The organism is Microbacterium hibisci (assembly GCF_015278255.1).
GTDB classification, from domain to species: Bacteria; Actinomycetota; Actinomycetes; order Actinomycetales; family Microbacteriaceae; genus Microbacterium; species Microbacterium hibisci.
The window spans coordinates 35,071-60,756 of sequence record NZ_JADIJC010000001.1 but is presented as its reverse complement, the minus strand read 5'-3'; the positions used below and the strand labels follow the sequence as shown (position 1 = coordinate 60,756).

At 67.3% G+C, this 25,686-nt stretch carries 22 protein-coding genes; 7 read left to right on the top strand and 15 right to left on the bottom strand.

The window, feature by feature from the left end; translation table 11 throughout:
* Window positions 1–27: 27 nt before the first annotated feature.
* Complete coding sequence (locus IM770_RS00290) at window positions 28–750, bottom strand: SDR family NAD(P)-dependent oxidoreductase (protein WP_203579158.1); 723 nt, start codon at window positions 748–750, stop codon at window positions 28–30.
* The gene (locus IM770_RS00285; protein ID WP_203579157.1) at window positions 747–1,463 is read right to left on the bottom strand and encodes an SDR family NAD(P)-dependent oxidoreductase; all 717 of its coding nucleotides are present in this window, start codon (window positions 1,461–1,463) and stop codon (window positions 747–749) included. Before IM770_RS00285 ends, IM770_RS00290 begins: the two co-directional genes overlap by 4 nt.
* 124 nt (window positions 1,464–1,587) lie before the next feature.
* Between IM770_RS00285 and IM770_RS00280 the strand changes: the two genes are divergently transcribed.
* On the top strand, window positions 1,588–2,517 hold the full coding sequence (locus tag IM770_RS00280) for a LysR family transcriptional regulator (protein WP_203579156.1): 930 nt from the start codon (window positions 1,588–1,590) through the stop codon (window positions 2,515–2,517).
* Between the two features lie 82 nt (window positions 2,518–2,599).
* On the opposite strand, the gene IM770_RS00275 is transcribed toward IM770_RS00280, so the two are convergent.
* From IM770_RS00275 to IM770_RS00245, 7 genes are all read right to left on the bottom strand, one after another.
* Window positions 2,600–4,156 (bottom strand): hypothetical protein, encoded by a 1,557-nt coding sequence (locus tag IM770_RS00275; RefSeq protein WP_203579155.1) that lies wholly within the window; start codon window positions 4,154–4,156, stop codon window positions 2,600–2,602.
* Window positions 4,157–4,245: 89 nt separating this feature from the next.
* Window positions 4,246–4,848, bottom strand: coding sequence for a LacI family DNA-binding transcriptional regulator (locus tag IM770_RS00270; RefSeq protein ID WP_203579154.1), 603 nt, complete (start codon window positions 4,846–4,848; stop codon window positions 4,246–4,248).
* Window positions 4,849–4,930: 82 nt separating this feature from the next.
* On the bottom strand, window positions 4,931–5,560 hold the full coding sequence (locus tag IM770_RS00265) for a hypothetical protein (RefSeq protein WP_239065591.1): 630 nt from the start codon (window positions 5,558–5,560) through the stop codon (window positions 4,931–4,933).
* A 3-nt stretch (window positions 5,561–5,563) separates the two neighbouring features.
* Window positions 5,564–6,448, bottom strand: a complete 885-nt coding sequence (locus IM770_RS00260) for a carbohydrate ABC transporter permease (protein WP_203579153.1) — start codon at window positions 6,446–6,448, stop codon at window positions 5,564–5,566.
* Window positions 6,445–7,392, bottom strand: a complete 948-nt coding sequence (locus tag IM770_RS00255; protein WP_045300493.1) for a carbohydrate ABC transporter permease — start codon at window positions 7,390–7,392, stop codon at window positions 6,445–6,447. The genes IM770_RS00260 and IM770_RS00255 overlap by 4 nt, the downstream gene beginning before the upstream one ends.
* A gap of 69 nt (window positions 7,393–7,461) precedes the next feature.
* Window positions 7,462–8,796 carry an ABC transporter substrate-binding protein gene (locus IM770_RS00250; protein ID WP_239065590.1) on the bottom strand — a complete coding sequence of 445 codons (1,335 nt, stop codon included), beginning with the start codon at window positions 8,794–8,796 and terminating at the stop codon, window positions 7,462–7,464.
* 110 nt (window positions 8,797–8,906) lie between these two features.
* Complete coding sequence (locus tag IM770_RS00245; protein WP_372430630.1) at window positions 8,907–9,977, bottom strand: substrate-binding domain-containing protein; 1,071 nt, start codon at window positions 9,975–9,977, stop codon at window positions 8,907–8,909.
* A 105-nt stretch (window positions 9,978–10,082) separates the two neighbouring features.
* Between IM770_RS00245 and IM770_RS00240 the strand changes: the two genes are divergently transcribed.
* The 3 genes from IM770_RS00240 to IM770_RS00230 are packed head-to-tail and all read left to right on the top strand — an operon-like array spanning window position 10,083 to window position 13,788.
* Window positions 10,083–12,077, top strand: a complete 1,995-nt coding sequence (locus IM770_RS00240) for a DUF2264 domain-containing protein (protein ID WP_203579830.1) — start codon at window positions 10,083–10,085, stop codon at window positions 12,075–12,077.
* Window positions 12,077–13,078: a hydroxyacid dehydrogenase gene (locus IM770_RS00235; RefSeq protein WP_203579152.1), complete on the top strand. Its 1,002-nt coding sequence runs from the start codon at window positions 12,077–12,079 to the stop codon at window positions 13,076–13,078. Before IM770_RS00240 ends, IM770_RS00235 begins: the two co-directional genes overlap by 1 nt.
* Window positions 13,079–13,086: 8 nt before the next feature.
* On the top strand, window positions 13,087–13,788 hold the full coding sequence (locus IM770_RS00230) for a ThuA domain-containing protein (RefSeq protein ID WP_203579151.1): 702 nt from the start codon (window positions 13,087–13,089) through the stop codon (window positions 13,786–13,788).
* A gap of 235 nt (window positions 13,789–14,023) precedes the next feature.
* Here the strand turns inward: IM770_RS00230 and IM770_RS00225 are convergent, their stop codons facing one another.
* From IM770_RS00225 to IM770_RS00210, 4 genes are all read right to left on the bottom strand, one after another.
* On the bottom strand, window positions 14,024–17,413 hold the full coding sequence (locus IM770_RS00225; protein ID WP_203579150.1) for a rhamnogalacturonan lyase family protein: 3,390 nt from the start codon (window positions 17,411–17,413) through the stop codon (window positions 14,024–14,026).
* 248 nt (window positions 17,414–17,661) lie between these two features.
* On the bottom strand, window positions 17,662–19,269 hold the full coding sequence (locus IM770_RS00220; RefSeq protein ID WP_307785322.1) for an MDR family MFS transporter: 1,608 nt from the start codon (window positions 19,267–19,269) through the stop codon (window positions 17,662–17,664).
* 79 nt (window positions 19,270–19,348) lie between these two features.
* On the bottom strand, window positions 19,349–20,014 hold the full coding sequence (locus tag IM770_RS00215) for a response regulator transcription factor (protein ID WP_203579149.1): 666 nt from the start codon (window positions 20,012–20,014) through the stop codon (window positions 19,349–19,351).
* The gene (locus tag IM770_RS00210) at window positions 20,011–21,405 is read right to left on the bottom strand and encodes a sensor histidine kinase (RefSeq protein ID WP_239065589.1); all 1,395 of its coding nucleotides are present in this window, start codon (window positions 21,403–21,405) and stop codon (window positions 20,011–20,013) included. The genes IM770_RS00215 and IM770_RS00210 overlap by 4 nt, the downstream gene beginning before the upstream one ends.
* On the opposite strand from IM770_RS00210, the gene IM770_RS00205 reads away from it, so the two are divergent.
* From IM770_RS00205 to IM770_RS00195, 3 genes are read left to right on the top strand one after another with little or no spacing between them, the layout of a single operon-like run.
* Window positions 21,389–22,090: an ABC transporter ATP-binding protein gene (locus tag IM770_RS00205; RefSeq protein ID WP_307785321.1), complete on the top strand. Its 702-nt coding sequence runs from the start codon at window positions 21,389–21,391 to the stop codon at window positions 22,088–22,090. The two genes, IM770_RS00210 and IM770_RS00205, sit on opposite strands and share 17 nt — an antisense overlap.
* Window positions 22,087–23,388 (top strand): ABC transporter permease, encoded by a 1,302-nt coding sequence (locus tag IM770_RS00200; RefSeq protein WP_203579148.1) that lies wholly within the window; start codon window positions 22,087–22,089, stop codon window positions 23,386–23,388. The genes IM770_RS00205 and IM770_RS00200 overlap by 4 nt, the downstream gene beginning before the upstream one ends.
* A gap of 35 nt (window positions 23,389–23,423) precedes the next feature.
* The gene (locus tag IM770_RS00195; protein WP_203579147.1) at window positions 23,424–23,900 is read left to right on the top strand and encodes a hypothetical protein; all 477 of its coding nucleotides are present in this window, start codon (window positions 23,424–23,426) and stop codon (window positions 23,898–23,900) included.
* Here the strand turns inward: IM770_RS00195 and IM770_RS00190 are convergent.
* Both IM770_RS00190 and IM770_RS00185 read right to left on the bottom strand, forming a co-directional pair.
* Window positions 23,851–25,110 carry an MFS transporter gene (locus IM770_RS00190; protein WP_239065588.1) on the bottom strand — a complete coding sequence of 420 codons (1,260 nt, stop codon included), beginning with the start codon at window positions 25,108–25,110 and terminating at the stop codon, window positions 23,851–23,853. The two genes, IM770_RS00195 and IM770_RS00190, sit on opposite strands and share 50 nt — an antisense overlap.
* Window positions 25,107–25,682, bottom strand: a complete 576-nt coding sequence (locus IM770_RS00185) for a TetR/AcrR family transcriptional regulator (protein WP_203579146.1) — start codon at window positions 25,680–25,682, stop codon at window positions 25,107–25,109. The genes IM770_RS00190 and IM770_RS00185 overlap by 4 nt, the downstream gene beginning before the upstream one ends.
* Window positions 25,683–25,686 lie beyond the last annotated feature (4 nt).

The window sequence follows — 25,686 nt, the reverse complement described above, 5'->3', positions numbered from 1 at the left end:
TTCTGATCGAGGGCGGACGGGGACGGGTCAGACGGCGGTGAGGCCTCCGTCGATGGTGAAGACGGAGCCGGTGACGAACGACGCGGCAGGCGAGATCAGGTATTCGACCAGCGGCGAGATCTCGTCGGCGTGCGCGCGGCGGCCGAGCGGCGTGAGCGAAGACGTCCCTCCGGCGGGCTCGTCGTCGTTCATGGCGGTGGCGACGCCTCCGGGGCAGATGACGTTGACGCGGGCGCGTGGTGCGAGCTCGACGGCGGCGACGCGGGTGAGGGCGATCACGGCGGCTTTCGACGCCGCGTAGGCGCTGTACCCGGCACTGCCGACGAGCGCGGCGGTCGACGAGACGTTGACGATGGATCCGCCGGTGACCAGGAGCGGGGCGATGGCGCGGATGCCGAGGAACGCCCCGTGCACGTTCACCCGCTCGTGCAGCCGCCAGCTGTCGAGGCTGGTGTCGGCGATCGCGCCGTAGCGCAGGATCCCCGCGTTGTTCACGAGCGCACGCACGCGGTGCTTCGCGCCGGAGAGCTCGGCGGCGAGCTTCGCCCACGACTCCTCGTCGGTGACGTCGAGGTGGCGGTACACCGCATCGCCGCCGGAGGCCCGCAGCACGGCGGCGGTGTTCTCGCCTTCGGCGTCGAGCACGTCGGTGAGTACGACGCGGGTTCCTCCGCGGGCGAGGTGCGCGGCGTGGGCGGCGCCCTGGCCGCGCGCGGCCCCAGTGATGATGATTGTCTCGGGGGCGCTCATCGGATCACGTCCCCGCCCGAGAGCACGACGGTCTCACCAGTCATGAACGCGACCGCGTTCGGCGTGGAGAGCAGGAGCACCCAGTCCGCGATCTCTTCGGGCTGTGCGACCCTGCCGAGCGGGATGCCGGCAGCTGCGGCATCCATCCGTCCTGTGGCGGCATTTCCCGGCGTCGCGACCCAGCCCGGCGCGATGCCGTTCACCCGGATGCCCGCGGGGGCCAACTCGAGGGCCAGAGCCTTCGTGAGCATCACGACGGCAGCCTTCGAGGCGCCGTAGAGCAACTGGCCGGGCGAGACGGTGAACGCGTCCACCGATGCGAAGTTGACGACGGCCGAGCCGTCGACGAGCCGGGGGCGGGCCGCGGCGATCACGTTCAGGATGCCGAGCACATTGATGTCGAAGATCCGCCGGTAGGTCGCCTCGTCGTAGGTCTCGAGGCTCGTGGGAGGGTAGACGCCGGCGATGTTCGCGACTGCGTGGATGGACTCGCCGGCCGGCAGCAGCTCGTCGAGGACGCGCTCGAGGGCATCGCGGGAGCGCACATCGACGACGGCGGAGAGGTATGCCCCGGGCTCGGCCTCGTCAACGCCGCTCTCGACGACATCGAGGCCGACGACCCGCCATCCGGCGCGCAGGAACGTCTGGACGGTGGACAGCCCCATCCCCGATGCTGCTCCCGTGACGACGACGGTGCGCTGAGTGCCCTGCATGTAAGTTCCGACCTTTCGCTGCGTTGTTCGCTGTTGGGAACCCAGTGCACCAGGCCCGAAAAGGCAGGGCAATGCTTTGTCTCAGATGGTAGACATAGGTTGAACCTTGAGAAAGGAGCCCAGGATGGCGCTTCCCACCGTCCGCCAACTCGAGTACTTCGTCTCGGCGGCCCGTGTCGGAACGTTCGCGGGAGCGGCGGCCGAGCATCACATTGCGCAGCCCAGCCTCTCCGAGCAGATCAGTGTGCTGGAAACCTCGCTCGGCGTGACGCTCTTCACCCGGACGTCCCGACGACTGCTTCTGACCGATGCAGGCAAGCAGCTGCTCCCCCTCGCCGAGCGCACGTTGAGCGATGCGCGGGAGCTCTCAGAGTGGAGCAGGCGGCTGCGATCACTCGAAGAGGGCACCGTTTCGTTCGGCACCTTCAACAGCGCGCACCTGTATCTGCTCACCGATCTGATCCGCGAGTTCCACGAGCTGTACCCCTCGGTGCGCATCCAGGTGGTCGGACTCAACTCGTCAGAGGTGGCCGACGAAGTGCGCGAGGGGCGGCTCGAGGCCGGGTTGGTGCAGCTGCCGATCGACGACCGCGAACTCGAGCTGACGCCCTCGGTGTTCCGCGATCAGGCCGTGTACGTGTCGCGGAACCCAGAGCACACAGTCGGGCCGATCGACATCGTGACCCTCGCCTCGCGCCCCCTCATCCTGTCCGAGGCGCGGTGGTCGCACGACGACCCGCTGCGTGTGTCCCTCACCGAGCGCGCACAGCGCGAGGGCGCCGTCATTCACCCGATCGTCGAGGTCGAGTTCCAGACCCACGCACTCGAACTCGCCGCCCAGGGCGTCGGGGACTCCCTGGTCTCCTTCCACGTCGGGCGCCCGTTCATGAAGGCGCGCGGCCTCTCATGGGCGCCGCTGGACCCGCCCATCGTCGAGCACTACGCCTTCGTGACACGTCGGGGCGGCGCCATCTCACCGGCCACGGCGCAGTTCATGCGGCTCGCGCACCGCATCCTGCAGCGCATCGCACGGGAGGCGCCCTCGATCTCCTGACGAGGCAAGCCCGTACGTATCGGACGGATGACCATCGGGGGCGTGTACCGAGAACGGTCCAGCCTGCTGGCAGGCGAGGGCGTCAGACCCGCGCGCTACGCGAAGCAACTACCTCCGCGTGAAGCGTCACTCCGTCAGCATCGGCCGCCTCGAAGACGATCTCCGTGTCGCCGAAGCGCTGCGTCCAGCGGTCGGGCGAGCCGAGGTGCGTCGAGATCGCCAGTTTCGCGTCATCGTCGTGCAGCAGGTCGTCGTAGACGATCCACGCGCCCGATCCGACCCGTTCACGATCTCCCCCTGTGGGACCGGCCAGCCACCGAGGGATGACGACGACAGCGCCCGACTCGGCACGCCGTCGCAACAGGTCACGGGTCCGTGCGGGCAACCGGGTACCAGCCACGACGATCAGCTCTGGCTCCCCCAGACGGTCAGGCGTGACCGTCTCGTCGAATACGAGCGTGTTGCGGACGGGATGGAAGAGCGGGTGCGTGTGCGTGACGGTTTCCGCGCCCTGGCTCAACGGGAAGGTGGAGCGCGGGATGCCGTTGAGCGCATGGCGCGGGAACGTGTAGCGGTCGATGTGCATGCAGCTCCCGTCCGGCGGTATCGATCCGTGGCTCAGCAGGTGCCAGGCGGCGAAGACGCTCTTCGACGCTTGTGGGGCGGAGGCGCCGCGATTGCCGAACGGCAGCGTGCCGCGTCCGAAGTTGCTGTCTTCTGCGTGGATCAAGACGATGTCCGGTCGGGCATCAGCGAAGCTCCATTCGAGAGGAGTGCGCGGGATGAAGTCGCGGACGAACTCGTCCCAGACGTCTCCGAACTCGGTCCGCTCGAATCGATCGTGGCCCCGGTGATGGATGAGCACATCGATGTTCTCGGTGAAGAGGTGCGACGGGGCGAAGAGATACCCCATGCGGAGCGCGGACGCATACTCGGCCGGCGAGTGACCGGGGAAACCCGGCGCGCGTGTGAACCACGGCCCGACGTCAGGACCCCACAGATCGGCACACACCCAGAAGTCGCGCCCGTACTGCAGGGCGGCACCGAGGGCGGTCGAGAGTTGAAGGGGTTGGAACGACTCCTTCATGATCTTCGGGGTCGGCGTCATCCCTCCGCGGGCGAGCGTGTGGAAGAGGACAGGGAACACCTGCTCCGCCAGCACGGGGACACGGGCACCCGCACCTGTCGTGGCGGTGTCCACATCGTGAACGATCGCCGCGGCCGAATCCGCGACGCGGTCGGCGGCCGCTTCTGCCGCGAGCCCGTCGGTGGAGGCGAAATGCGGGTGGAAGGCATCCTTCCGGTACTGATCTGCGTTGATCTGGAGGTGCTCCGGCTCATCGTAGAGTACGCCGATGAGCCCGCCCGTCGCCGCAGCATCTTCCAGTAGCTCTGCCGGCACGTCCCAGCGGTTGGTCCCGGGCACGAACGGCCCGTTGATGTTCCCGTACTCGTTGCCGAGGACGAAGTCGAGACCGGCGCGAGCGGAGTCGTGCAACATCTGCGCCTGGCCTTGGAGGCCGGGGATGACGTGGTGGACATGGAAGTCGGCACCCAGATCTCGAAGTAGGGAGAGGTATCCCGCGACGGTCGGCGTCGGATCCTGTGAGTCGAGACGCACACCGGTGCCAGTCCGCATGATTGCATCCGATTCTTCCTTCGCCCACGGGTCTTGCCATGCGACGACGGGTCCCTGGATTCCGAGTCGAGGGCGTGAGGGGTGGTCTGTCACGATTGTCCTTTCAGATTCCGATCGGATCGGCTGCTCGAAGACCGCTCGGCGAGCATCCGTGCGGCGAGGCGGCGACCGTATTGCCATCGTCCGGACGACTCCGCGCAGTGATCTCGTCGCACCGCCTGATCGATCACGATCACGGAACCGCCCTGTGATTGGTACTCCACGACCTCTGCCTTGACGGCATCGTGGATGGTCTTGTCTCTGGGCACGATCACGAAGATCCCGCGAGGCCTCTCCCCGCGGACAGCGCGGAGCACCGCAAGGCCCTCGTCCGACGCAAGCCGGCAGACGGCGACGCGAACCGCGTATCCATTCAGCTCAGCTCGCTCATGGATTCCCATCGCGATCTCCATGGACTCCGGATCGGTGAGCGAGTCGACGACGATCGCGACCATCGTGGAGTCGCGTCGCGCGGTTGCTTGAGCGTGGAGATCTACCGAGTATCCGAGTCGCTGGGCTGCTGCGCGCACGCGTTCTTCGTTCTCCGGGAGCACCGATCGTGCTGAGCCGTTGAGGACTCGCGACGCCGTCGACTGCGAGACACCGGCGGCTCGGGCGACGTCGACCAGGGTGGCACCGACGAACTCGATCACACGCGGTCCTTCGAGCCGATCCCGTGCTCGAGCTGCCTATCTCTCCGGCGACCGATGGCAGACCGCCGAGCCGCGGCAATCATCACCTCGTCCGCATCTCCACGGCCCGCGCAGCGAGCACCAACAGCCCTGGAACAAGAACGACCAGCGGCGCGAACATCCACACGATCAGGAAGCTGAGCCCGAGCGCGAGCACCAGAAGAAGCGAACCGCGTACGTCCCTCGCCGCGGACTCGGCGGCGGTCCGAACAAGTACGCTCCACCGCGAGTCGGGTTGCCACGCTGTCGTCGCCCTGAGGAGCACGACGGCAGCCACCGCGCCGAACGCGACCGACACCCAGCGGAAGACTTCGCCGCCCGGCATATCGGCTGTCATCGGGCTGGTCAGGGTGATGGTGATCGCGGCGAACCCGGCCGCGCTGAGCACTCCCCATGCCCAGCCACCGCGGAGCGCACGCCAGAAGTCGCGGACGAGGGCGAAGAGCGAGTCCGTCTCCCCCTCGACGTGGCGACGCAGGTGCGCCGCCCCCGCTGCCATGGCAGGCAGCGCGGTCACCCCGGGCAGGGCCAGGAGCGCGACCGCCAAGCTCACCACGATCGTCTCCGCGAAGAGCCCGAGGCTCTGGCCCGAGAGGGCGCGAGTGATCCTCCGCGCCCCGCCGCGCCGGGGCTTCTTGCCTGCGTTCGCCACGGGAGTGCTGATGGTGGCCATCCGTCAGCCCTTCAATCCCTGGGTGGCGACACCGTCGACGAGGTACCGCTGGAAGATGAGGAAGAAGAGGAACACGGGGATCAGTGCCAGGACGGCCATCGCCATCTGGGCGCCGTAGTCGGCTCCCGAGGTCTGGTCGACGAAGAGGCGCAGCGCGATCGGGAGGGTGTAGAGGTCCGGGTCCTTGAGGTACAGCAGCGGCCCGAGGAAGTCGTTCCATGTCCAGATGAATGTGAAGATCGCGCTCGTCACCAGGGCGGGCTTCAGCAGCGGCAGCATGATCGCCCAGAACGTGCGGTAGTGGCCTGCTCCGTCGATGCGCGCAGCCTCGTCGAGTTCTGGCGGAAGTCCTCGCATGAACTGCACCATCAGGAACACGAAGAACGCTTCCGTCGCGAGGAACTTGCCGAGCAGCAGCGGTGTGTACGTGTTCACCATCCCGGCCGCGTTGAACATGATGTATTGCGGGATGATCACGACGTGGAACGGCAGCAGCAAGGTGCCGATCATGATGGCGAAGTACACCGCCCGGCCGGGAAAGTTGATCCGGGCGAACGCGTACGCGGCCAGCGCGGACGACAGCACGGTACCGATGACCGCGAGAACGGCCAGGATCACGGAGTTCTGGAAGAACGTCCAGAACGACACGCCCCCGATCCCGCTGAGCGCCTTCGTGTAGTTGTCCAAGGTGACTTCGCTCGGAAGGAGTTGGGCGGTGCCGCCGATCTGCTCGGAGGGCTTGAATGTCGAGAAGAGCATCCAGGCGACCGGATAGAGGATCACGGCGAGGATCGCCAGCACGATCAGATGGAAGACGACCTCGCGCACCGTCCAGCGTCGGCGGGGCTTCTTCGTCCGGGTGGTCACGAGCAGCTGCGTTGCGCTCATCGTCCTTCGTCTCCTGCGTAGTGCACCCAGAATCGGGAGCTGCGGAAGTAGATCACTGTGATCACGGCGATCACCAGCGTGAGGACCCAGGCCATAGCCGAGGCGTATCCCATCTGGAAGTCGCGGAATCCGCGGAAGTAGAGGTAGAGGGTGTAGAACAGCGTCGATCGCGCCGGGCCGCCGGTGCCTCCTGAGATGATGAAGGCCGACCCGAAGATCTGGAACGCGTTGATCGTCTCCAGCAGCAGGTTGAAGAAGATCACCGGGGACAGCATCGGGATCGTGATGGCGCCGAACTTGCGGATCGGGCCGGCGCCGTCGACGGATGCCGCCTCATACAGCTCCGCCGGGATCTGCTTGAGTCCCGCGAGGAAGATGACCATCGGGCCGCCGAACTGCCACATCGTCAAGAGGATGAGCATCGGCATGGTCATGTCGGGATCACCGACCCAGCCGCCGGCGGGGAAGCCGAAGAACTGCTGGATGCTGTCGACCGGACCGTCATCCATGAACAGCGCTTTCCACACGACCGCGATCGACACGGAAGCGCCCACCAGGGACGGCAGGTAGAACGCAGAGCGGTAGAAGCCCGTGGCCCGGAACGTCGCGTTCAGGATGAGTGCGACCCCGAGGGCGGCGGCCAGCTTCAGCGGGGTTCCGAGCACCACATAGGTTGCGGTGACCTTCCACGCCTGATGGTAGTCCGGGTCATTGAAGAGCCGGATGAAGTTGTCGAAGCCGACCCACTCAGGGGCGGTGAAGAGGTTGTAGTCGGTGAAGGCGAGGTAGAGCGAAGCGACCATCGGACCCGCAGTCAGCAGCAGGAAGCCGACGAGCCATGGCCCGAGGAAGACGTAGGCGGCGCGGATGTCCTCCCACTTGCGGCGACGTTTCCGTGGCGGCGCAGGAAGTTCGGGAGGTTCGACCACGGTTGGTGCGGTCATTTCAAGAGTCATGGTGTCTCCAGGATCAGGTGGACGGCGCGCGGTGCAGCGCGCCGTCCACATTGATCATCAGCCCAGGGCGATCTCGGCTTCAGCGAACCAGCGATCGGCAGCCTCTTCCGGGGTGGTGACCCCGTACGACACGTCTCCCGAGATGGCCACGAAGGTCTGCTCGAGCGTCCCCAAACCCTTGACGGCCGGCGGTGAGGCACCGTCGAGCTTGTCGGTGACCTCCTCCTGGTACGCGAGGATCTGCGCGTCCAGCTCCGTCGCCTCAATGCCATCTGCGGCCGTCTGCGATGCGGGAACACCACGCGACATTCCGAAGATCGCGCCGACCTCGGGGTCGTTCACGAGGAAGTCGATGAACTTGGCGGCGTGCTCCGGGTGCTCCGAATTTGCCGCAATCGAGAGCATGAGGCCCGGCTTGAGGAACATTCCGGTGTTGTCCTCATCGTCGTACGGCGGCATCACGAGGGAGAGCTCCGGCGCTGCGGGGCCTTCGCTGAAGCGCGGCAGGAAGTTCGCCCAGCTGACATCGGTGGCGACCTCACCCGATCCGAGCGCGTCGACACCGTCGAGCTGTGCCTTGCGCTCCTGCGGCATGACGGCACCGGTTTCGTTGAGAACCGTGCTGCGCGACCACCAGTCCACGAGGTCGCTCTTCTCGAACCCGAGCTCGCCATCCTCGATGAAGGAGAGGCCCTGCTGGCCGAGCCAGATCTGGAAGAGCCAGAAGTACTGGGTGTAGTCCTGCCCGCCGTACACGGCCGGGTCGTTGGCCGCACCGGCTGCGCTCACCTCAGCAAGGAACTCGTCCCACTCGTCCCACGTCACCTGACCCTCGGGCACCTCGACCCCGAGCTGCTCCAGGAGCGGGCCGTTGAACAGGGTGGCCAACGTGCTGCTGGATGACGACAGGCCGAACACCTCGTCGTCGACGGCGCCGGCATCCACCAAAGCGGGATCGATCGCGTCGACGTTGATGAGGTCGCCGAAGTAGTCGTCGAGAGGGACGACGTGGCCGAAGCCGCCGTACTCCGCGAGGTACGCGAGGTCCATCTGGAACACGTCAGGCAGGCTGCGACTGGCGGCCTCGGTGTTGCGCGCCGTCCAGTAGTCACCGAACCCGGCGAAGCTCGTCTGGATGGTGACGTTAGGGTTGGCCTCTTCGAAGATGTCGATCGCAGCTTCGTATCGTTCGGCGCGGCTCGCGTCGCCCCACCACGCGAAGTTGAGTGTCACCTCCTCGTCAGGGTCGAGGGTGGCGGCGGGCTCTTGCTCGCCCCCGCCGGCACAGCCGGTCAGAATCGCCATCGCGCCGATCGCGAGGGCACTCCCCGCCGTCAAAGCGAAACGGCGCCGTCGAGCTGCGCCGACGCTCTTGAATGCTCGGGATGTCATCGGAGCCTCCTTGCTCAGTTGCCTCATTCGCCCACTCGGACACAGTGAGGGGCGTGCGAGATGAATGTACGCACGATGGTGTGCATCTAGAACTAAGCGAACAATTTCGCTCACGCTCTCGCGCCGCAGGACTCTCGGACCGTGAGTCGCGGAAGTATCGCGAGGTTCCGTGGAGCCCGATCGGCGTCGCCTGCTTCCGACACTCGGTGCATCACCGTGCTCAGAGCCTCGCCTCCGAGGTCGCGACGTGGAGCAGTGACGGCGCTCAGCGGTACCAGTGCGAAAGCGGCCGTGTTGTCGTCGTACGCGACGAGCGCGAGATCGTCCGGAATTCGCAGCCCGCGATCCACGGCGAGTTCGACGATTCGCGCGGCTTCGACATCGGTGTGAACGAGGGCTGCGGTAGTCCCGGACTCGAGGCACTCGTCGATGAACGCGGCCAGTTCGACGTCCAAGCGCGCGTCGTGCTCCTCATCGCGCTTCGGCAGTGCCCGATACGGGGCCGACTCCATCCCGAGCCGCTCGATGGCGCGGGCGTACCCTTCTCGAATGAGGGGCGCGGTCGCGGTGCGTTCGAGAAGGGCTATTCCCACACGCTCGTGGCCCAGTCGGTGCAGATGCTCCACGGCGAGGACTGCTCCCCGAGCGTGGTCGCTGCGCACACTGTCGAACGACGCCAACGCGGTCGATTCCAGCCGACGTTCCAGGAAGACGACCGGAACGGGCTGTTGCCGAACCCAGTCAGCGAGCTCTTCTTCCGTCTGTTCCCTCAGGGTGGGTGCGAGGATGAGCCCCTTCACCCCGGCCTCGACCAGTCGCTCGGCTTGTCTGCGCTCGACATCCGGGTGATACTGCGACGTGGCCAGCACCAAGCGCGCGCGCAAGGCGTGCGAGGCGGCATCCATGCCACGGATGATCATCGGAAAGTGCCCGACGGTCCCCGGAACGACCACTCCGATGTTCGTGAGCGCGGACTGCGGCACGGGCGGCGCGGTCGCGGCGATCGCACCGCCGTGCACACGAACGAGCCTCCCCGCCTCTTCGAGTTCGTCCATGTCTCGCCGGATGGTCATGGGCGACACTCCCAGTTCCTGGGCGACACCGGTCGCGCTGACTGTTCCGTGCAGCTCGATGTGGCGCAGGATGTGCTCATGTCGAGCTCTCGGCAGCGAGTTGCTCACAGTCAATTCCACTCCTTTGCGGATTCCTATGCGTGTTCAACGTGATCGAAATTGTGCGATGCGTGAACGAGCACCAGAGCTTAGTGCACGATCGGGATTGTGACGATGACGCACCGCTCTGATTTCCCCCGGCCAGCGACCGACCTCACTGACGTCGACGCGGCGCGGGGCGGCCGCGCTCGGTGGGAGTCCTTCGCCGACGAACTCGTCGCATCCGCATGGAACTATTCCTCACCGTCGGGGGCATTGCTGGACCTTCCCGGCCCTGTGAGCGCGTCAGGCCGTTGGAGCACTGCGCACGAGGGCTATGCGCGGACGTTCCTCGCGGCCGCATTCCGCGTCCGAGGTGCCGATGGCGTCGACCCCTCGCGCTGGCTGGAGCGCTACGCGAGCGGTCTGGCCGCCGGTGTCGACCCGACCCACGCCGAAAGGTGGCCGACGATCGCTGAGCGCCGGCAGTCCGTCCCGGAGGCGGCCTCGATCGCGATAGCACTCAGCGAGACCAAACCCTGGTTGTGGGACCGCCTCGACGAGACCGTGCAGGCTCAGACGATCGACTATCTCGCCGGCGTCGTCGGCACGGCCGGATACACGAACAACTGGACGTGGTTCCAGAACGTGATCGAGGCGTTCCTGGCAGAGGTGGGCGGTCCGTGGAGTCAAGCCGACCTCGACCGCAATGACGAGATTCAGGAGCGGCTCTACGTCCGCGACGGCTGGTATTCGGACGGCGCGAACCCGGTCGGCGCGAAGCAGAACTTCGACTACTACGCCGGCTGGGCCTGGCACGTATACCCGCTGCTGCACGCCCGGATTCAGCGTCGTGAGCTGTCGGCCACCCACAAGGAGCGCCTCGCCGCGTATGTCGGGGAGGCGGTCGACCTGATCGGAACAGGCGGCGCTCCGCTGTTCCAGGGACGCTCCCTCACCTATCGGTTCGCGATGCTCGCGCCATTCTGGGCCGCGGCGATCGCCGGTGCGGGCCCGCTGCGAAGCGGCGAGACACGGGTCATCGCCGATCGCGTCCTGCAGTACTTCCGCGACGCGGGCGCCGTCGATGAGCGCGGCCTCCTCTCCATCGGGTGGCACCGCGAGTTCCTGCCGATCCGCCAGCTCTACACCGGTGCAGGCTCGACGTACTGGGCCAGCAAGGGTTTGCTCGGTCTGCTGCTGCCTGCCGATCACCCGGAATGGGTCGACTCGCCTCCTGCGGGCGCATCCGAGCCCGTGACGCAGCGCGCCCTCGAAGCACCCGGCTGGATCGTCGTGCGAACCGAAGACGGAATCGTGCGCGCCCTGAATCACGGCACCGATGGCGACCGTCACCACCCGGAGGGCGCGCGAGCCGACAAGCCGTTCTATCAGCGCCTCGCGTATTCCAACGTGACGGCGCCCGATCTCTCGCCGGTCGGCATGATTCGCCCCCGCGACAACCACACGTCGCTGCTCGATGCCGACGGCGTGCCGTCCCATCGCGGCAGGATCGAGCGGCGACAGCTCAGCGAGCGTGTCGCGGTGTCGAGATCGCGCGTGCACTGGCTCGATATGCCAGGCTCCGTCCACAAGCCGGACTCCGACGTCTGGGTGGGGATGCGTCGCGGACCCGTCGTCACGACGGCATCGGTGGTGAACGGCATCCGGGAACTGCGCCTCGCCTGGTACGAGCCGGCGCCGGCCGTCGCCCACCCGACGAAGATCGACGATGCTGACGCGACGTGGCCGGCGGCCTCCGGCCCCTGGCGACTCCGCTTCGATGGGTGGGCACTTCCCGTCGACGATCCAGACGAGGCGGAGATCTCCGCGGGCACCGCGGTGCGAGCCGATGGCGTCCACACGAGTGTCCTCGGCATTCGCGGAATCGACGTCAGCGGAGTGCGTTGGGGAGGGATCCCGACTCCGTTCTCCCGCGACTCGCTGACGCCGTGGGCCGAGACCCTCGACGTCTCCCCTGGTCAGGTCGCCGCTGCGCTCGTGGTTCTCGGCACCGGTTCGCTCGACCGCGACGCGAACGTCTCACTCGAAGTCGCGCCCGGTGCGATCACGGTGAGATGGGGCGACGGCACCGTTGACGAGGTTGCTGCTGAAGGCGTGGCCCGCTGATGGGGCTTCCTCGCGCCATGTTCGCGGCGGGTTCGGCAAGCCTCTTCGACGATTTGTTCGACAACCATGCCCTCGCGAGACTCCGTGGTTACATCGATCTGGACGACGAACTGCTCACGGCGGACCTCACCGACATCCCGGCGAGGGCGCGCGACGTCGAGATCCTCATCACGGGCTGGGGTGCACCTCGGTTCGATGCGGAGATGCTGTCGCACTGGCCCAACCTTCGGGCGATCGTGCATGCCGCCGGCTCGGTGAAGCGCCTCGTCACCCCTGACCTTTGGGCCCGAGGCATCCGCGTCTCCAGCTGTGCACAGGCGAACGCCTACCCGGTGGCCGAATACACACTCGCGATGATCCTGCTGAGCGTGAAGCGGACGATGGAGTCAGCCCGCGATTTCGCCTCGACGCAGAACCTGATGGCATCCCTTCCGAGCGGCCGGTTCGGGGCGTTCGACGTCACCGTGGGCATCATCGGGGCATCCCGGATCGGGCGGCGTGTCCTCGAGCTGCTCCGTCCGTTCGACGTCCGCTGCCTGCTCTATGACCCCTCGCTAACCGATGCAGAGGCACGCGCCCTCGGCGCTGAGCCGGCGACCCTCGGGGAGCTCTTCTCGCGATCGGATGTCGTCACGGTACATGCCCCGTCGCTGCCTGAGACGCGGCGGATGATCGGGCGCGAGCAGCTGGCTCTGATGCGGGACGACGCCGTCCTGATCAACACGGCGCGCGGAGCGCTCGTAGACACCGACGCCCTCGTGGACGAGGTCGCGTCGGGCCGACTCCGCGCCGTCCTCGACGTCACCGATCCAGAACCGCTCCCGCCGGGCCACCCGCTGTTCACGCTGCCGGGTGTGACTCTCACCCCCCACGTTGCCGGTTCGCTGGGCAATGAGCTGCGACGCATCGGGGCATCCGTCGTCGACGAAGTCGAAAGATATGTCACCAGCGACGAGCTCGCCGGTGAGGTGACCTCACCCGATCTCGCGAAGATCGCCTGAGGGGCTCCGTGAAAGCCCTTATCGCCAGCGGGAGCGGGCGCTACGGGGATCCGTGGCACCCGTTCCCTCGCACCAGCGCCCGACTCGGCGCCATCCTGCACTCCGCGGGATTCCTGGTGTCGGTCGACCACGATGTGGACCGAGCGCTCACCCGGCTGTCCGGATTCGACCTGCTCGTCGTCAACGCCGGCGACTCCTGGCGGTCCAGCAGCGAAGCCGCCGTCGCTCCGCCACCAGATGCGGGTCCGTTCGCACGCGCACTCGACGGCGGAATCGGCATCCTCGCGATGCATTCTGCAGTTTCCTCGCTGCGCGACTATCCGGAGTGGGCGGCGGCCGTCGGCGCCGTCTGGGTGCCGCGGGCTTCCCACCATCCGCCGATCGGGCCGATGTCCGTGCGCGAACTCGCGCAGGATGGCTCGGAGCGAGATCGGTTCGAGTTGTTCGACGAGCGATACTGCTCGCTGCAGAAGGTCGGGCGCTCGTGCGTGGTTGCGGATCACGACGGCGTCGAAGGCAGGGAGCCGACGGCCTGGGTGCGTCGTGCGGGCGCCTCGCGGATCGCCGTTGACGTCTTGGGGCACGATGAGCGCTCGTTCGAATCCTCCGGGCACCGCGACCTGGTGCGACGACTCGCGCTCTGGGCTGCGGGCTGCCTCGTCGACGAGAACCTCGGGCGAGTGACTCTGGCAGCCAGCCCGGCCACCTGATCCGGTCGCACGATGCGACAGTGGGGATTCCCTTCAAGCAGCAGGGACGCCACCTGGTCGCCCGGGGCGGCTTCGACGGCACACCGGCTGGCTTCATCACGGCTCCAAACCCTGGCCTCACCGGGACTCACGAATTCCCTCTACGGTCCTGATGCGCCATCCTGCGCGGTCCGGTCCACAATCGACTGCTGCCCCTCCCGTAGCCGGAAGGGGCAGCAGTCGAAACGACGTCAGATCAGTTGAGGGTGAATCTGTAGCTCTGGCTGTTGCCGGCCACATCGAACACGACGAGCACGTTGGGTCCGCTCACCGCCCCGAACACCCCCGGTCGGATGCCGTTCACATCGGACCACGCGTTGTTGCTCAGGTCCTTCGCGACACCGTTCAGCTCCACGCGGTCGATCTTGCCTGCGTCGTACAGCTTGTAGCTGATGACGTCGAAGGTGTCACCCGTCGCGCGCGTGAAGCCCGGCCCGTCCTTGACGGTGGCTGTCGGTGCCGTCGCGTCCACGACGACGTCGAAGGCGCCCGTTCGCGATACATTCCCCGCCCAGTCGTGAGCATTGAACTTGATCGTGTACGCCCCGTCCGGCAATTGCACCGTCGCCGCGTGCGTGCCCGAGGACGCGCCGTTCACGCTGGTCTGCGTGCTCTTGACGAGCTGGGACCCTCGATAGACATTCGCGACGATCTTCTCCAGGCCACCGGCGTCCGACGCGTTGACCTGGATCTGCAGCTCACGCACCAGACCAGCCGACGGTGCCACCAGCGACACCTCGGGACGCACCGTGTCCGTTGCCGGCTCGTCACCGGCGTAGCGGATGTCGGGGGTCGGCGGCTGTTCCATACCGTGCCCGAGGAAGTAGTCGACCTGGCCGGACTGGACGTACCCCTTCTGGTTCATTCCACTGCGGTACAGCGGGTTGTGAGCCAGTGTGTAGAGGCGCTGATCCGTCGGGATGTCAGTGGTGAATATCACCAGTTCGTCGAACTCGGGCGTCGTCAGCACGATCTCCTCTCGCCAGTCGCCGAAGATGTCGCCGACGTGCAGGTAGTTCACCGAACCGCCTGATGCCGTGACCGCGCCATACTCCTCAGTGCGCAGCAGCGTCGGGGTCTCGTCCCAGTTGGTCGGGTTCTCCCAGTCCCATTTCGTGACGCGCGCGTCGCGGTTGTCGGGGGTGGGGTTGGCGTGCCAGATCTCGCGGAGCTGGTCTCCGTCCCACCAGATGTTGTGGCCGGGCCACGGCTGCTTCGCCGTGTCGGCCTCTACAAGCTGGTTGGTCGCGGCATTCCACAGGCCGATCTGGCTCGCCTCCCAGTTGGGCTCGCCGTCCAGGGTGTAGGTCTCCAGCCCGGGGAAGCGCGGGTCGACGTCTGCGACGTTGCCGCGGCCGGCGTCGCCCTCACCCATCGGCTTGTTCGAGAAGTGCTTCCAGATCACTTCGCCGGACGACGCGTCGTAGTAGTAATCGAGGAGGTTCGCTTCGTGGGTCTGCTGGATGCCGTAACCCTCGAGGCCGGGCCGTGCCGGGTCGATGTCGGTGATGTAGTACCGATCGCCGTGACGGATGTCCTGCGGGGTGAGGCTGTACCTTAGGGTTCCGTCGCTGTTGAGCGCGTAGGCGATCTCGACGATCTCGTCCCGGCCGTCGCCGTCGAGGTCGACGATCCGCGAGTTGTGGCCGTCGTGCAGATCCTGGGATCCGCGGTGGAACTGCCAGAGCTCGGAGATCTGTTCGCCGTCGAAGTTCCATGCGACATGCGCGAGGTTGAACTTCGCCGGCTGCCCGCCGCCGATGCGGTTCTTCATGTAGGCGATCAGGCTGGGGGTCTCACCGTCGAGGTACCCGACGCTGAAGCGGGTGTACAGGGCGCCGTCCACGACATAGTCGTCCGGGAAGGGAGCCGTCGCGCGCAACGTGCCGGTCTCGCCGTCGAGGATCGCGACGTACTGGTCGAGGTCGTCAGAGCCGGCGGCGAAGACCTGGCCGTCTCCGAAAGTGACGCCGTTGGCGAGCTTGATCGCCACCTCGGCCTTGCCGTCGCTGTCGAAGTCGTAGACCGAGACGCCGTCATTGTGCCCGACGTCGATGGTGGCCGAACCGCCTTCCACGTTGTGCTGGTCGATGCTGTTGTAGCCGAAGTCGACAGACCACAGGAACGTGCCGTCGCTGCGGTACGCCTCGATCTGCTGCTGCTCGTTGTGACGGTCGACGAGATAGTCGTATGCCCCGTCGCCGTCGAGGTCACCGGTCCACGTGAACTTGATCGGTCCCTTACCTTCGCGCAGCGGGATGCGCACGATCGGCTCAATGGCGTGGTCGGCCGACAACGTGAACGCCTTGCTCGGGGCCTGCTTCTTGCCGTCGATCACGGGCCGAACGCGGTAGGCGTTCGACTTCGAGAGATCGGCTGTCGTATCCAAGAAGCTGGTGCCGCCTGTCAAGGGCGCCGAGGCGAGCGCCTTGTAGGGCGCGCCACCGGTCGAACGCTCGAGGACGAAGCCGAGGTCGGTGGGGTCGAGACCGAGCAGGCGCCAGCTGACATGCACATCCGTCTCGCTGGCACGAACCGCGACGACGCCACGGTCGAGGCGCTCCATCGGACGCACGAGACGCTCCGTGGTCTCGGTCGTGAGCGACGCAGACGCCTCCGACGAGCCACCCGCTCCCACGGCGACCACCTGGTACAGGTAGGGAATGGTCGTGAAGACGTCGCTGTCCGTGTACGTCGGCTCATCGACCCGCGCGATCAGCTCGAACGGGATGTCGGTCTGCGTCGTGCGGTACACCATCCACTCGAGGGCGTCCTCGGCGGTGTCCCACGCGATGGTGGCCGACTCGCGCTCCAGCGCCTCCACGCGCAACCCCGTCGGCGGGGCGGGCGCTTCGGCGTCCGGGTCGACGACCGTCACCTCGACGGGATCACTGTCCGGGGAGCTGTGCTGGCCGCGCTGCTGGCTGACCGTGTACGTGTACGCCTCGCCTCGGATGAGGCCGGTGTCGGTGAATGTCGGCTCGGTCGTCGTCCCGACCTCGACGCGGCTCTGCCCGCCACCCGTACGGTACACGGTGTACCCCGTCGCCTCAGGCATTGCGTCCCACGCCAGCGTGACGGCTCCGGCCGCCGGGTCGGTGTCGGAGGCGACGAGCCCGGTCGGTGCCGTCGGCAGCGCGTAGACGTGCAGTCCGTTCAGCCGGCCGACGTTCTCGAGCGCCTTGATCGTCAACTGTCCGTCCGCCACGGCGATGCTCGAGAACGTCTGCTCGCGCACCTCGCCGCCTGGCGTGCTGGCCCCCGGGTAGAGAGTCCCCTCGATCTCCAGGTTGGTGCGGTTTCCGGAACCGGCTTGGATGTCGCCCATCCAGGCCGTGACGTTGTACAGGCCGTTCGGGACGTCCACCACGAACTCGTACGGCGTTGAGTTCACGAAGTCCCCGCGCATCAGGTCCTCCCCGCCGCGGTCCTTCGCGTCCCTCGGGGCTGTCGTGAAGCCGTATCCGAGTTCGGGCGAGTACGCAACGGTGGGGTCGACCCCGATCCATCCCTCGGGTGACGCGCTGCCCACGGGGCCGAAGTCGAACGACACGTCCGTGACGCTCTCTGCGGCGATCGCGCTCACGCCAGGAAGCAGTGCGACCGCCAGTACGGAGATCGTGGCTGCGGCGACTCCTGCCGAGCGTCGCCTCGCAGTCCGTTGAACCATCGGATCCTCCTCGATCATGGTGGGAAATCGTTTCCCGACTCGATTCGCCACCATGATGGACCGCCGATCCCCGCGAACGCACCGAAGCGCACATCCGCGCACATCAGGTCGCGCCCCCGCGATCCGCAACCCTCCGGCTCGCAAGCTGGGCGCCTGCCCCGCCGCTACGCAGACGAGTCGACGTCGGCCATGCCGCTCGCGGCGGACTCCTCGGCATCAGCGCCGCCTTCGGTCCGCGGGGCGGCTTCCCGGTCATCCCTCGAAGCTCGCAACGGCACCTCCCGGATGAAGAGCACCGCGATGAATCCGGCGACGACCATCGGAATCAGGGTCGCGAAGACCGGAGTCAGGGCGTCGTTGTAGGCGCCGATGATCGTCTCCCGAATCTGATCCGGCAGGTCGCGGACCATCGCCGGCGTGAGCGAGTTCAGATCGCCGGCTTCGCCCCCTCGCGCAGGCATCCGCTCGGCGAGAAGGCCCGTCAGGTTGGCCGTGAACAGTGCGCCGACGATCGCGCCGCCGAGGGAGGCGCCGATCTCACGGAAGAAGTTGTTGGACGCCGTGGCGGTGCCCACCTGGGAGTCGGGGAAAGAGTTCTGCACGACGAGCACGAGGATCTGCATGCCGAGGCCCACGCCAAGCCCGAGGACGAACAGATAGCTCATCAGGACCCCGAGCGGCGTCTCGACGGCGAGGGTCGACAGCAGCCACAGACCGATGCCAAGCCCGATCATGCTGGCGATCGGCATCCATTTGTACCGTCCCGTCTTCGCCGCGAGCTGTCCGGTGGTGATCGCCCCGACCATGAGACCGGCGATCATCGGGATCAGCATCAGCCCCGACACCGTGGCGTTCACGCCGGTGACCATCTGCAGATAGGTGGGCAGGTAGGCGATCGCGCCGAACATCGCGACACCGATGAAGAGCCCGGCCACCGTGGCGAGCACGAAGTTCCGGGAACGGAAAAGACCGAGCGGGATGATCGGTTCGACCGCCTTGTGCTCCGCCAGAACGAAGAGCCCGCTGAAGAGGGTCGCGACGACGATCAGCGTGATGATGAGCGGTGAGTCCCACTCATGCTCGGTGCCGCCCCAGGACGCGACCAGGATGACCGCGGTGACCGCGATCGCCATGGTGAGCACGCCCCAGGTGTCGAACCGGATCCTGGTGTCGTGCTTCGGCAGTTTGAGGAAGAACGCGGCGAGCGCAATCGCGACGATGCCGAGAGGGATGTTGATCCAGAACGCCCACCGCCAGTGCGCCGTCTCGGTGAACCATCCGCCCAGCAGCGGTCCGACGACCGCGGACAGGCCGAAGACGGCGCCCATGACCCCCATGTACTTGGAGCGCTCGCGCACCGGGGCGACGTCCGCGATGATCGCCTGCGACAGGATCATCAGCCCGCCCCCGCCGACGCCCTGCACGGCGCGGGCGATGATGAGCCACGTCATGTCCGGCGCGAGCCCGCCGACGACCGACCCGATCAGGAAGATCGACAGCGCCCCGATGAACAGGCCCTTGCGGCCGATCAGATCGCCGAGCTTGCCGTAGATCGGCATCATGATCGTCGACGCGACAAGGTACGCCGTGGTCACCCACAGCATGTGGTTCACCCCTCCGAGCTCGCCCACGATGGTCGGCAGCGCGGTGGAGAAGATCGTCTGATCCAACGAACCCAGCAGCATCGCCACCAGCAGCCCGGCGAAGACGGGCAGGATATGGCGGGAACCGGTCCGGCTCGCGGTCGTCGTGTCGGGGCGGTATTCACTCACCCCTCAATCGTCCGAGCCGATCACCCGCGGCGCGTCCCCCCACTGCGGCATCTTCGCGTACCGCGTCCGCAGTACGCGCTCAGGTCCCCGGGGCGAGCAGGCCGGTCTCGTACGCGATGATCACCAGCTGGGCGCGATCGTGGGCGTGCAGTTTCGTCATCACCCGGTTCACGTGCGTCTTCGCCGTGTGCGGGGAGATGACGAGGTCCTCGGCGATCTCTTGGTTGGAGCGCCCTCTGGCGACCAGCAGCAGCACCTCCCGTTCCCGATCTGTCAGCTCCGCCAGTTCCGGGATGGTCTCGAGCGCCGGGCGCGCGGGGACGGTGACGTACCGTGTGATCAGGGCGCGCGTAGCCGCCGGGGACAGCAGTGCGTCGCCCGCGTGCACGGCGCGCACGGCGCGCACGATATCCTCAGGTTCGGCGCCCTTGCCGATGAATCCGCTCGCACCGGCGCGCAGCGCGGCCACGAGATACTCGTCTTCCTCGAACGTGGTGAGGATGAGTACGCGGGTATCGGCGAGGGCGGGGTCGGCGCAGATACGGGCGGTCGCCGCGATGCCGTCGAGGCCGGGCATGCGGATGTCCATCACGACGACGTCGGGGCGGAGTCGCCCGGCCTGGTCGACGGCGTCGGCTCCGTCGACGGCCCGACCGCTGACGGTGATATCGGAGTGGCCGGCGAGGATATCGGTGACGGCCTGCCTGATCAGCGCCTGGTCGTCGGCGACGAGCACTTCGATCATGGGGCTCCTTCCTTCGTCAGCGGCAGGATCGCGGACAGCCTCCACCCGCCGGGTGCGGGGCCGGCGCGCACGGACCCCCTCACGGAGCCGACGCGTTCCCTCAGTCCGATCAGCCCCACCCCGGTACCGGCGCCCCCGGGAGCAGAGTCGGCATGGACCGGATTCGTCACCACCACCCGCAGAGCAGCGGTATCCACGTCGATGAGGATGTGGGCGCGATGCTCGGCGCCGTGCTTGTGGGCATTCGTGAGCGCCTCTTGAATCACCCGATACGCCACGATCCCCACCGCCCCGGTCGCCTGATCGGTATCTCCTTCGATGCGCACCTGCACGTCTAAGCCGGTGCTGCGGAACTGATCGAGCAGATCGGGCAGCCGTTCCAGACCGACCTGCGGCGCATCGACGCCGTCGTCCGGGTCATCGGCGCGCAGCATCGCGAGCAGCCCGCCGATCTCCCCCAGCACCGTGCGTGCGGCACCGCGGATCGTGCCGAGGGCGACCGCGGCGCGCTCGGGGTGGCCGGGAAGTGCGGAAGAGGCGACGCCTGCGTTCAGACTGATCACCGCGATCTGGTGCGCGACGGCGTCGTGCAGGTCGCGCGCCAGCCGCAGCCGTTCCTCGGTGACCCTGCGGCGAGCTTCCGCCTCCCTGGTCTGTTCGGCGCGCTCGGCGCGCTCGGTGATCGCCGCGATGTACGCGCGGCGCGAACGCGCCCCGTCACCGGCGGCGGCGGCGAACGCCACCGCGAAGACGAACTGGAACACCCGTGGATCGAACACGCTGCCCACCGCCGCCGGAATGCTGAACACGAACACGATCACGACGGTGATCGCGCCGACGATGACGGTGCGGCGGCGGGTGGAACGGTTCGCGACGCCGAACATCGCGATAGCGACTCCGAGTCCGATCCCGGGTGAGAGCAACCCGATCCACGCCGCGACTCCATACAGAGCAAGGCAGACGAGCAGCACCGGGACCGGCCACCGCCGGCGGAACGGCAGGAGCGCGGCGGGCGCGACCACCAGCGCGAACTGTGCCCACCCGTCCGGCCGGAACTCGGGTCCCGGCAGCGGGGCGAATGCGACGGCGACGATCAGGACCGCAGCGATCACATCGCCCACCCATCCCGGCATCGCCGGGTGCGGCGGTGCGAGCACGTCCGGCGTCGGGGCCGGACGGGTCGGATCACTGATCACCCCACCAGTGTGCCGCGCCGAGGCTGGCAGGTCGTCACCCTGCTGCGGGATTCCACGATACTGCGACTGCGGTACACGAGTGTCCACGGCAGGGTGACGCGCGAACGGCGCGCGGAGGAGATCGTGGAGATCGACTCGACATCCGACCCCGCCACTTTTGGCATTCAGGAGCCTTCCCGTGAGTACCGCGATCATCCGCGCCGACGACGTGCACAAGTCGTACGGCCGCGGCCAGACCCGCTTCGACGCCCTCAAGGGGGTGAGCTTCAGCATCAACGAGGGCGAGTCCATCGCGATCCTCGGCAAGTCCGGGTCGGGGAAGTCCACCCTCATGCACATCCTCGCCCTCCTCGACGCCCCCACCAGCGGGCGCCTGACGCTGGAGAACCTCGACACGCGCTCGCTGAAAGGCCGAAGGCTGAATCGCACCCGCAACAAGACCTTCGGATTCGTGTTCCAGCAGTTCTTCCTCATCCCCAGCGCCTCTGTGCTCGACAACGTCACCCTGCCGTTGAAGATCGCGGGCGTCGGCGCCGCTGAGCGCAAGCGCCGCGGCATGGCGGCGCTCGAGCAGCTCGAGCTCGGCGACAAAGCCAGGAACAAGGCCGTCAATCTCTCCGGAGGCCAGAAGCAGCGCGTCGTGATCGCCCGCGCTCTGGTCAACAACCCGCGGATCATCTTCGCGGACGAGCCCACCGGCAATCTGGACTCCAAGACCGGGTCGATCGTCGAGGACATCCTGTTCAACCTGAATAGAGAGCACGGCATCACTCTCATCGTCGTCACCCACGACGAGGACCTCGCCGCGCGCTGCGATAGGCAATTGCGAATCCGCGACGGGGAACTCGTCGGCGACACGGCCGAGGGGGTGGCCGCATGAAGACCCTCGACCTGATCGGCTCCGCGGTCGCCAACACCTTCCGGTCGAAGACCCGCACGATCCTCACGATCCTGTCGATCTTCATCGGCGCGTTCACCCTCGCCATCACCAGCGGCCTCGGCACCGGGATCAACAACTACATCGATAACACCGTCTCCGGCGTCGGCGCCTCCGACGCCATGACGGTCACCAAGACCGCCGAAGGCGCGGGCGATCCCCTCGCCGGCACCGACGAACCGCAGGAATACGATCCGGATGCCGTGTCCACCGGCATCCCCGGGATGACGGTCACCGCGCTCACGCCCGAGGACATCGACACCATCGAAGGCATCGACGGGGTGGTTCGCGTCGACCCGCAGCGCAGCATCAGCCCGGACTTCGTGCAGTTCGAGGACGGCACCCGGTTCGCCGCGTCGGTCGGCAGTCTCGTCGCCGGCCAAACCACCGTCCTCGCCGACGGCGCCGAGCCCGACAACGACACCGTCGGCTTCGAGGTCGCCCTCCCCCAGTCGTATGTGGAGCCGCTGGGCTTCGACGGCGATGCCGATGCCGTCGGACAGACCGTCACCATCGGGATCACTGACGGCCTGCGCACCCAGCACACCATCGATGCGACCGTCGTAGGAGTCACGGAGGCCGCGCTCGCTTCGCCCACAGGGTCCAGCATCCTGATCAATTCCGCGCTCACGGATGCGCTGTTCGAGGCCCAGTCCACCGGGATCCCCGCCGAGGAAGCCGACCGGTACTCCTCCGCCAGCGTCTGGTTCGACCCGGATGCGACCGACGATGAGATCGAGGCGCTCAAGGAGCGACTCGCCGACGCGGGTTTCACCGGCACGACGATCTCAGATCAGCTCGGCATGATCACCACCGTGATCGACGGGATAGTCCTCGTTCTCAATGCCTTCGCGATCATCGCTCTCCTCGCCGCCGCGTTCGGGATCGTGAACACCCTCTACATGTCCGTTCAGGAACGCACCCGTGAGATCGGCCTGATGAAGGCGATGGGCATGGGAAGCGGAAAGGTGTTCGGGCTGTTCAGCCTCGAAGCCACGTTCATCGGCTTCCTCGGGTCCGCGATCGGCGCAGCGGTCGCGATCGCGGCCGGCACCGGGCTGAGCTCGGTGCTCTCCGGGACGCTGCTCGCCGACCTCCCGGGCCTGACCCTCATCGCGTTCGACCCGGCCTCGGTCGCCGCGATCATCCTGCTGGTCATGGCGATCGCCTTCCTCGCGGGGACGCTCCCGGCCGCCCGGGCGGCGAAGGCCGATCCGGTCGACTCGCTCCGCTACGAGTGATCCCCCACGACGCCTCGAACAGATCGGACATCCACATGAAGCACACCGGGACAGCAGCGTTCCTGCTCGCCTCCGTCGTCGGCGCCGTCGCCGTCTTCGGCCTCACCCTGCTCATCTACGCGACCTTCTTCCAGGACTTCCTCGCCGGCTTCAGCGAGCTCACGCCCGAAGTCCTGGAGCTGATCTCCAGGGACCAGATCAACATCATCGCGATCGTCATCGCCAACCTGGCGCACGGCCTCCTGCTCGCGACCGTCATCACCTGGGGCAGGTTCTACACACCACTGCGGGGCGCGGGCGCCGCAGCGATCGTCGCCTTCCTCACCGAGGTGTACTTCCTCTTCACCCAGTACGCGATCTTCAAGACGATGGACCTCGTGTCCGCCGTCGCCGACACCGTCATGTGGACTCTCGTCAACGCCGTCGTCGGCGCGCTCGTCGCGTGGATCCTCGGAAGATCGGTCAGGCGCCGCAGCGCGCCGGCCCCGACTCGACCGGCGGTGCACCGCTGACCGGCGAGGTCGGGCCCATCGCGATCACAGCGCCGACCGCGATTGCGAGCAGCGCGACGACGATGAGCATGGCATTCTGCAGCCCCCAGTGCTCACCGACGAATCCCAGCAGCGGAGGTCCTACCAGGAAGGCGAGGTAGCCGCTCGTGGCGACAGCACTGACTCGCTCGGCGGCCCGGTCCGCGCTGTCGCCTGCGGCGGAGATCGCGACGGGGAATCCGAGGGAGGCGCCGAGTCCCCACAGGACGACGGCGATGACGGCGACGATCATGTGGGGCGCGTAGGCGACTGCCAGCACACCGATGATGGCCATCACCGCGCTGACCAGGAGCACCGGGCGCCGCCCGACGCGCTCGACGATCGGGCCTCCGGCGAACCTTCCGATGGTCATCATCGCGGCGAAGCCCGTGTAGACCAGCGCTCCCCACGTGGCCGACACTCCATGCCCATCGACCATCAGCAGCGGCAGCCAGTCGTTCGCCGAGCCCTCCGCGAACGCCATCGCGAGGACGATGACCCCGATCAGCAGGACCGCCCGCTCCCGCCATACGCTGCTCGGCCGCACCGCTGACGCATCGGACGCACGTCGCGCTGAACCCCCGCGACGGCCGGTACCACCGGGAATGCCCGCGGCGGCCCACAGCAGGCACGCGGTGAGAACGACCACGACGGCGAGCAGATGCCAGATGACCGGCAACCCGATCGCGGTCATCGCGATGCCGACCACGGCGCCGATCACCGTGCCGAGGCTGAAGAACCCGTGGAGCATCGGCAGCAACGGGCGCCCGAGGAGCTTCTCGACCGCGGCCCCGTCGACGTTCAGTCCGATCTCGCCGAGCCCGCCCCCGAGGCCGAAGAGGAAGAGTCCGAGGAACACCCCGACCGCCGAGGGGATGGCAGTGGCCACGGCGACGGCCGAGACGCCGGCAATCACCAGCACGGTCCCGGTCAGCACGATCGGTCGCGTACCGAGGCGCCGCACCAGCGGTCCGGAGGCCACCACTCCGATCATCGACCCGATCGAGAGGCCGAACAGGATGAGTCCCATCTCGGCCGTGGATCCGTCGACCGCGTCGCGGACGGCCGGAGTGCGCGTCACCCACGATGCCATTCCGAGGCCGACCACCAGCATCAGCACCAGGAGCGACGCTCGCCGTCTTCGCAGAACGGTGTCGGTCCGCGTCTGCGCTCCCACGCTCGCGCTCATCATGCCTGCGTCCCTCCCGCGGCGATCCGCACAACCGCCCCGCGCACCACATCGCGATCGAGCGGTGACGTGTCCAAGGCGATGTGGATCGCCAGCCCCTCGATCAGCGCGTCCAGCATCCGCGTGGTGATCGCATCGAAGTGTCGCTCGAGCGCGGCGCGACTGCGCTTCATCCACGCGTTGGTCACCTCGCGGAAGCCCGGGTCCCTGGCCGCGAGGGTGTACAGCTCGTGGGTGAGCACCAGATCGCGTTGCGTGCCGAACACCTCCTCGGTGATGATGGCGATCACCGCATCGACGGCTTCATCGGGTCCCTGGGCGGCGGCCAGACGCCGTTCGAACCGCACTGCCACGGATGTCGCGAACGCATCGAACGCCGCCCTCAGCAGATCGTCCATCCCCGCGAAGTGATAAGTCATCGATCCCAGCGACACATCCGCCGCGGCCGCCACACGGCGGTGCGTCGTTCCTGCGACTCCGTGCTCGGCGAGCACATCGAGGCAGGCGCGCACGATCCGCTCCCGACGATCCGGGTCGAATCGCCGGGGACGGCGAGCAGCGCTCGACGTCGTCACGACA

What these genes read in the sequence shown, in the direction of transcription:
- IM770_RS00290 (WP_203579158.1), bottom strand. Translation starts at nt 750, where the DNA reads ATGAGCGCCCCCGAGACAATCATCATCACTGGGGCCGCGCGCGGCCAG.
- IM770_RS00285 (WP_203579157.1), bottom strand. Translation starts at nt 1,463, where the DNA reads ATGCAGGGCACTCAGCGCACCGTCGTCGTCACGGGAGCAGCATCGGGG.
- IM770_RS00280 (WP_203579156.1), top strand. Translation starts at nt 1,588, where the DNA reads ATGGCGCTTCCCACCGTCCGCCAACTCGAGTACTTCGTCTCGGCGGCC.
- IM770_RS00275 (WP_203579155.1), bottom strand. Translation starts at nt 4,156, where the DNA reads ATGCGGACTGGCACCGGTGTGCGTCTCGACTCACAGGATCCGACGCCG.
- IM770_RS00265 (WP_239065591.1), bottom strand. Translation starts at nt 5,560, where the DNA reads ATGGCCACCATCAGCACTCCCGTGGCGAACGCAGGCAAGAAGCCCCGG.
- IM770_RS00260 (WP_203579153.1), bottom strand. Translation starts at nt 6,448, where the DNA reads ATGAGCGCAACGCAGCTGCTCGTGACCACCCGGACGAAGAAGCCCCGC.
- IM770_RS00255 (WP_045300493.1), bottom strand. Translation starts at nt 7,392, where the DNA reads ATGACCGCACCAACCGTGGTCGAACCTCCCGAACTTCCTGCGCCGCCA.
- IM770_RS00250 (WP_239065590.1), bottom strand. Translation starts at nt 8,796, where the DNA reads ATGACATCCCGAGCATTCAAGAGCGTCGGCGCAGCTCGACGGCGCCGT.
- IM770_RS00240 (WP_203579830.1), top strand. Translation starts at nt 10,083, where the DNA reads ATGACGCACCGCTCTGATTTCCCCCGGCCAGCGACCGACCTCACTGAC.
- IM770_RS00235 (WP_203579152.1), top strand. Translation starts at nt 12,077, where the DNA reads ATGGGGCTTCCTCGCGCCATGTTCGCGGCGGGTTCGGCAAGCCTCTTC.
- IM770_RS00215 (WP_203579149.1), bottom strand. Translation starts at nt 20,014, where the DNA reads ATGATCGAAGTGCTCGTCGCCGACGACCAGGCGCTGATCAGGCAGGCC.
- IM770_RS00210 (WP_239065589.1), bottom strand. Translation starts at nt 21,405, where the DNA reads ATGATCGCGGTACTCACGGGAAGGCTCCTGAATGCCAAAAGTGGCGGG.
- IM770_RS00200 (WP_203579148.1), top strand. Translation starts at nt 22,087, where the DNA reads ATGAAGACCCTCGACCTGATCGGCTCCGCGGTCGCCAACACCTTCCGG.
- IM770_RS00195 (WP_203579147.1), top strand. Translation starts at nt 23,424, where the DNA reads ATGAAGCACACCGGGACAGCAGCGTTCCTGCTCGCCTCCGTCGTCGGC.
- IM770_RS00190 (WP_239065588.1), bottom strand. Translation starts at nt 25,110, where the DNA reads ATGATGAGCGCGAGCGTGGGAGCGCAGACGCGGACCGACACCGTTCTG.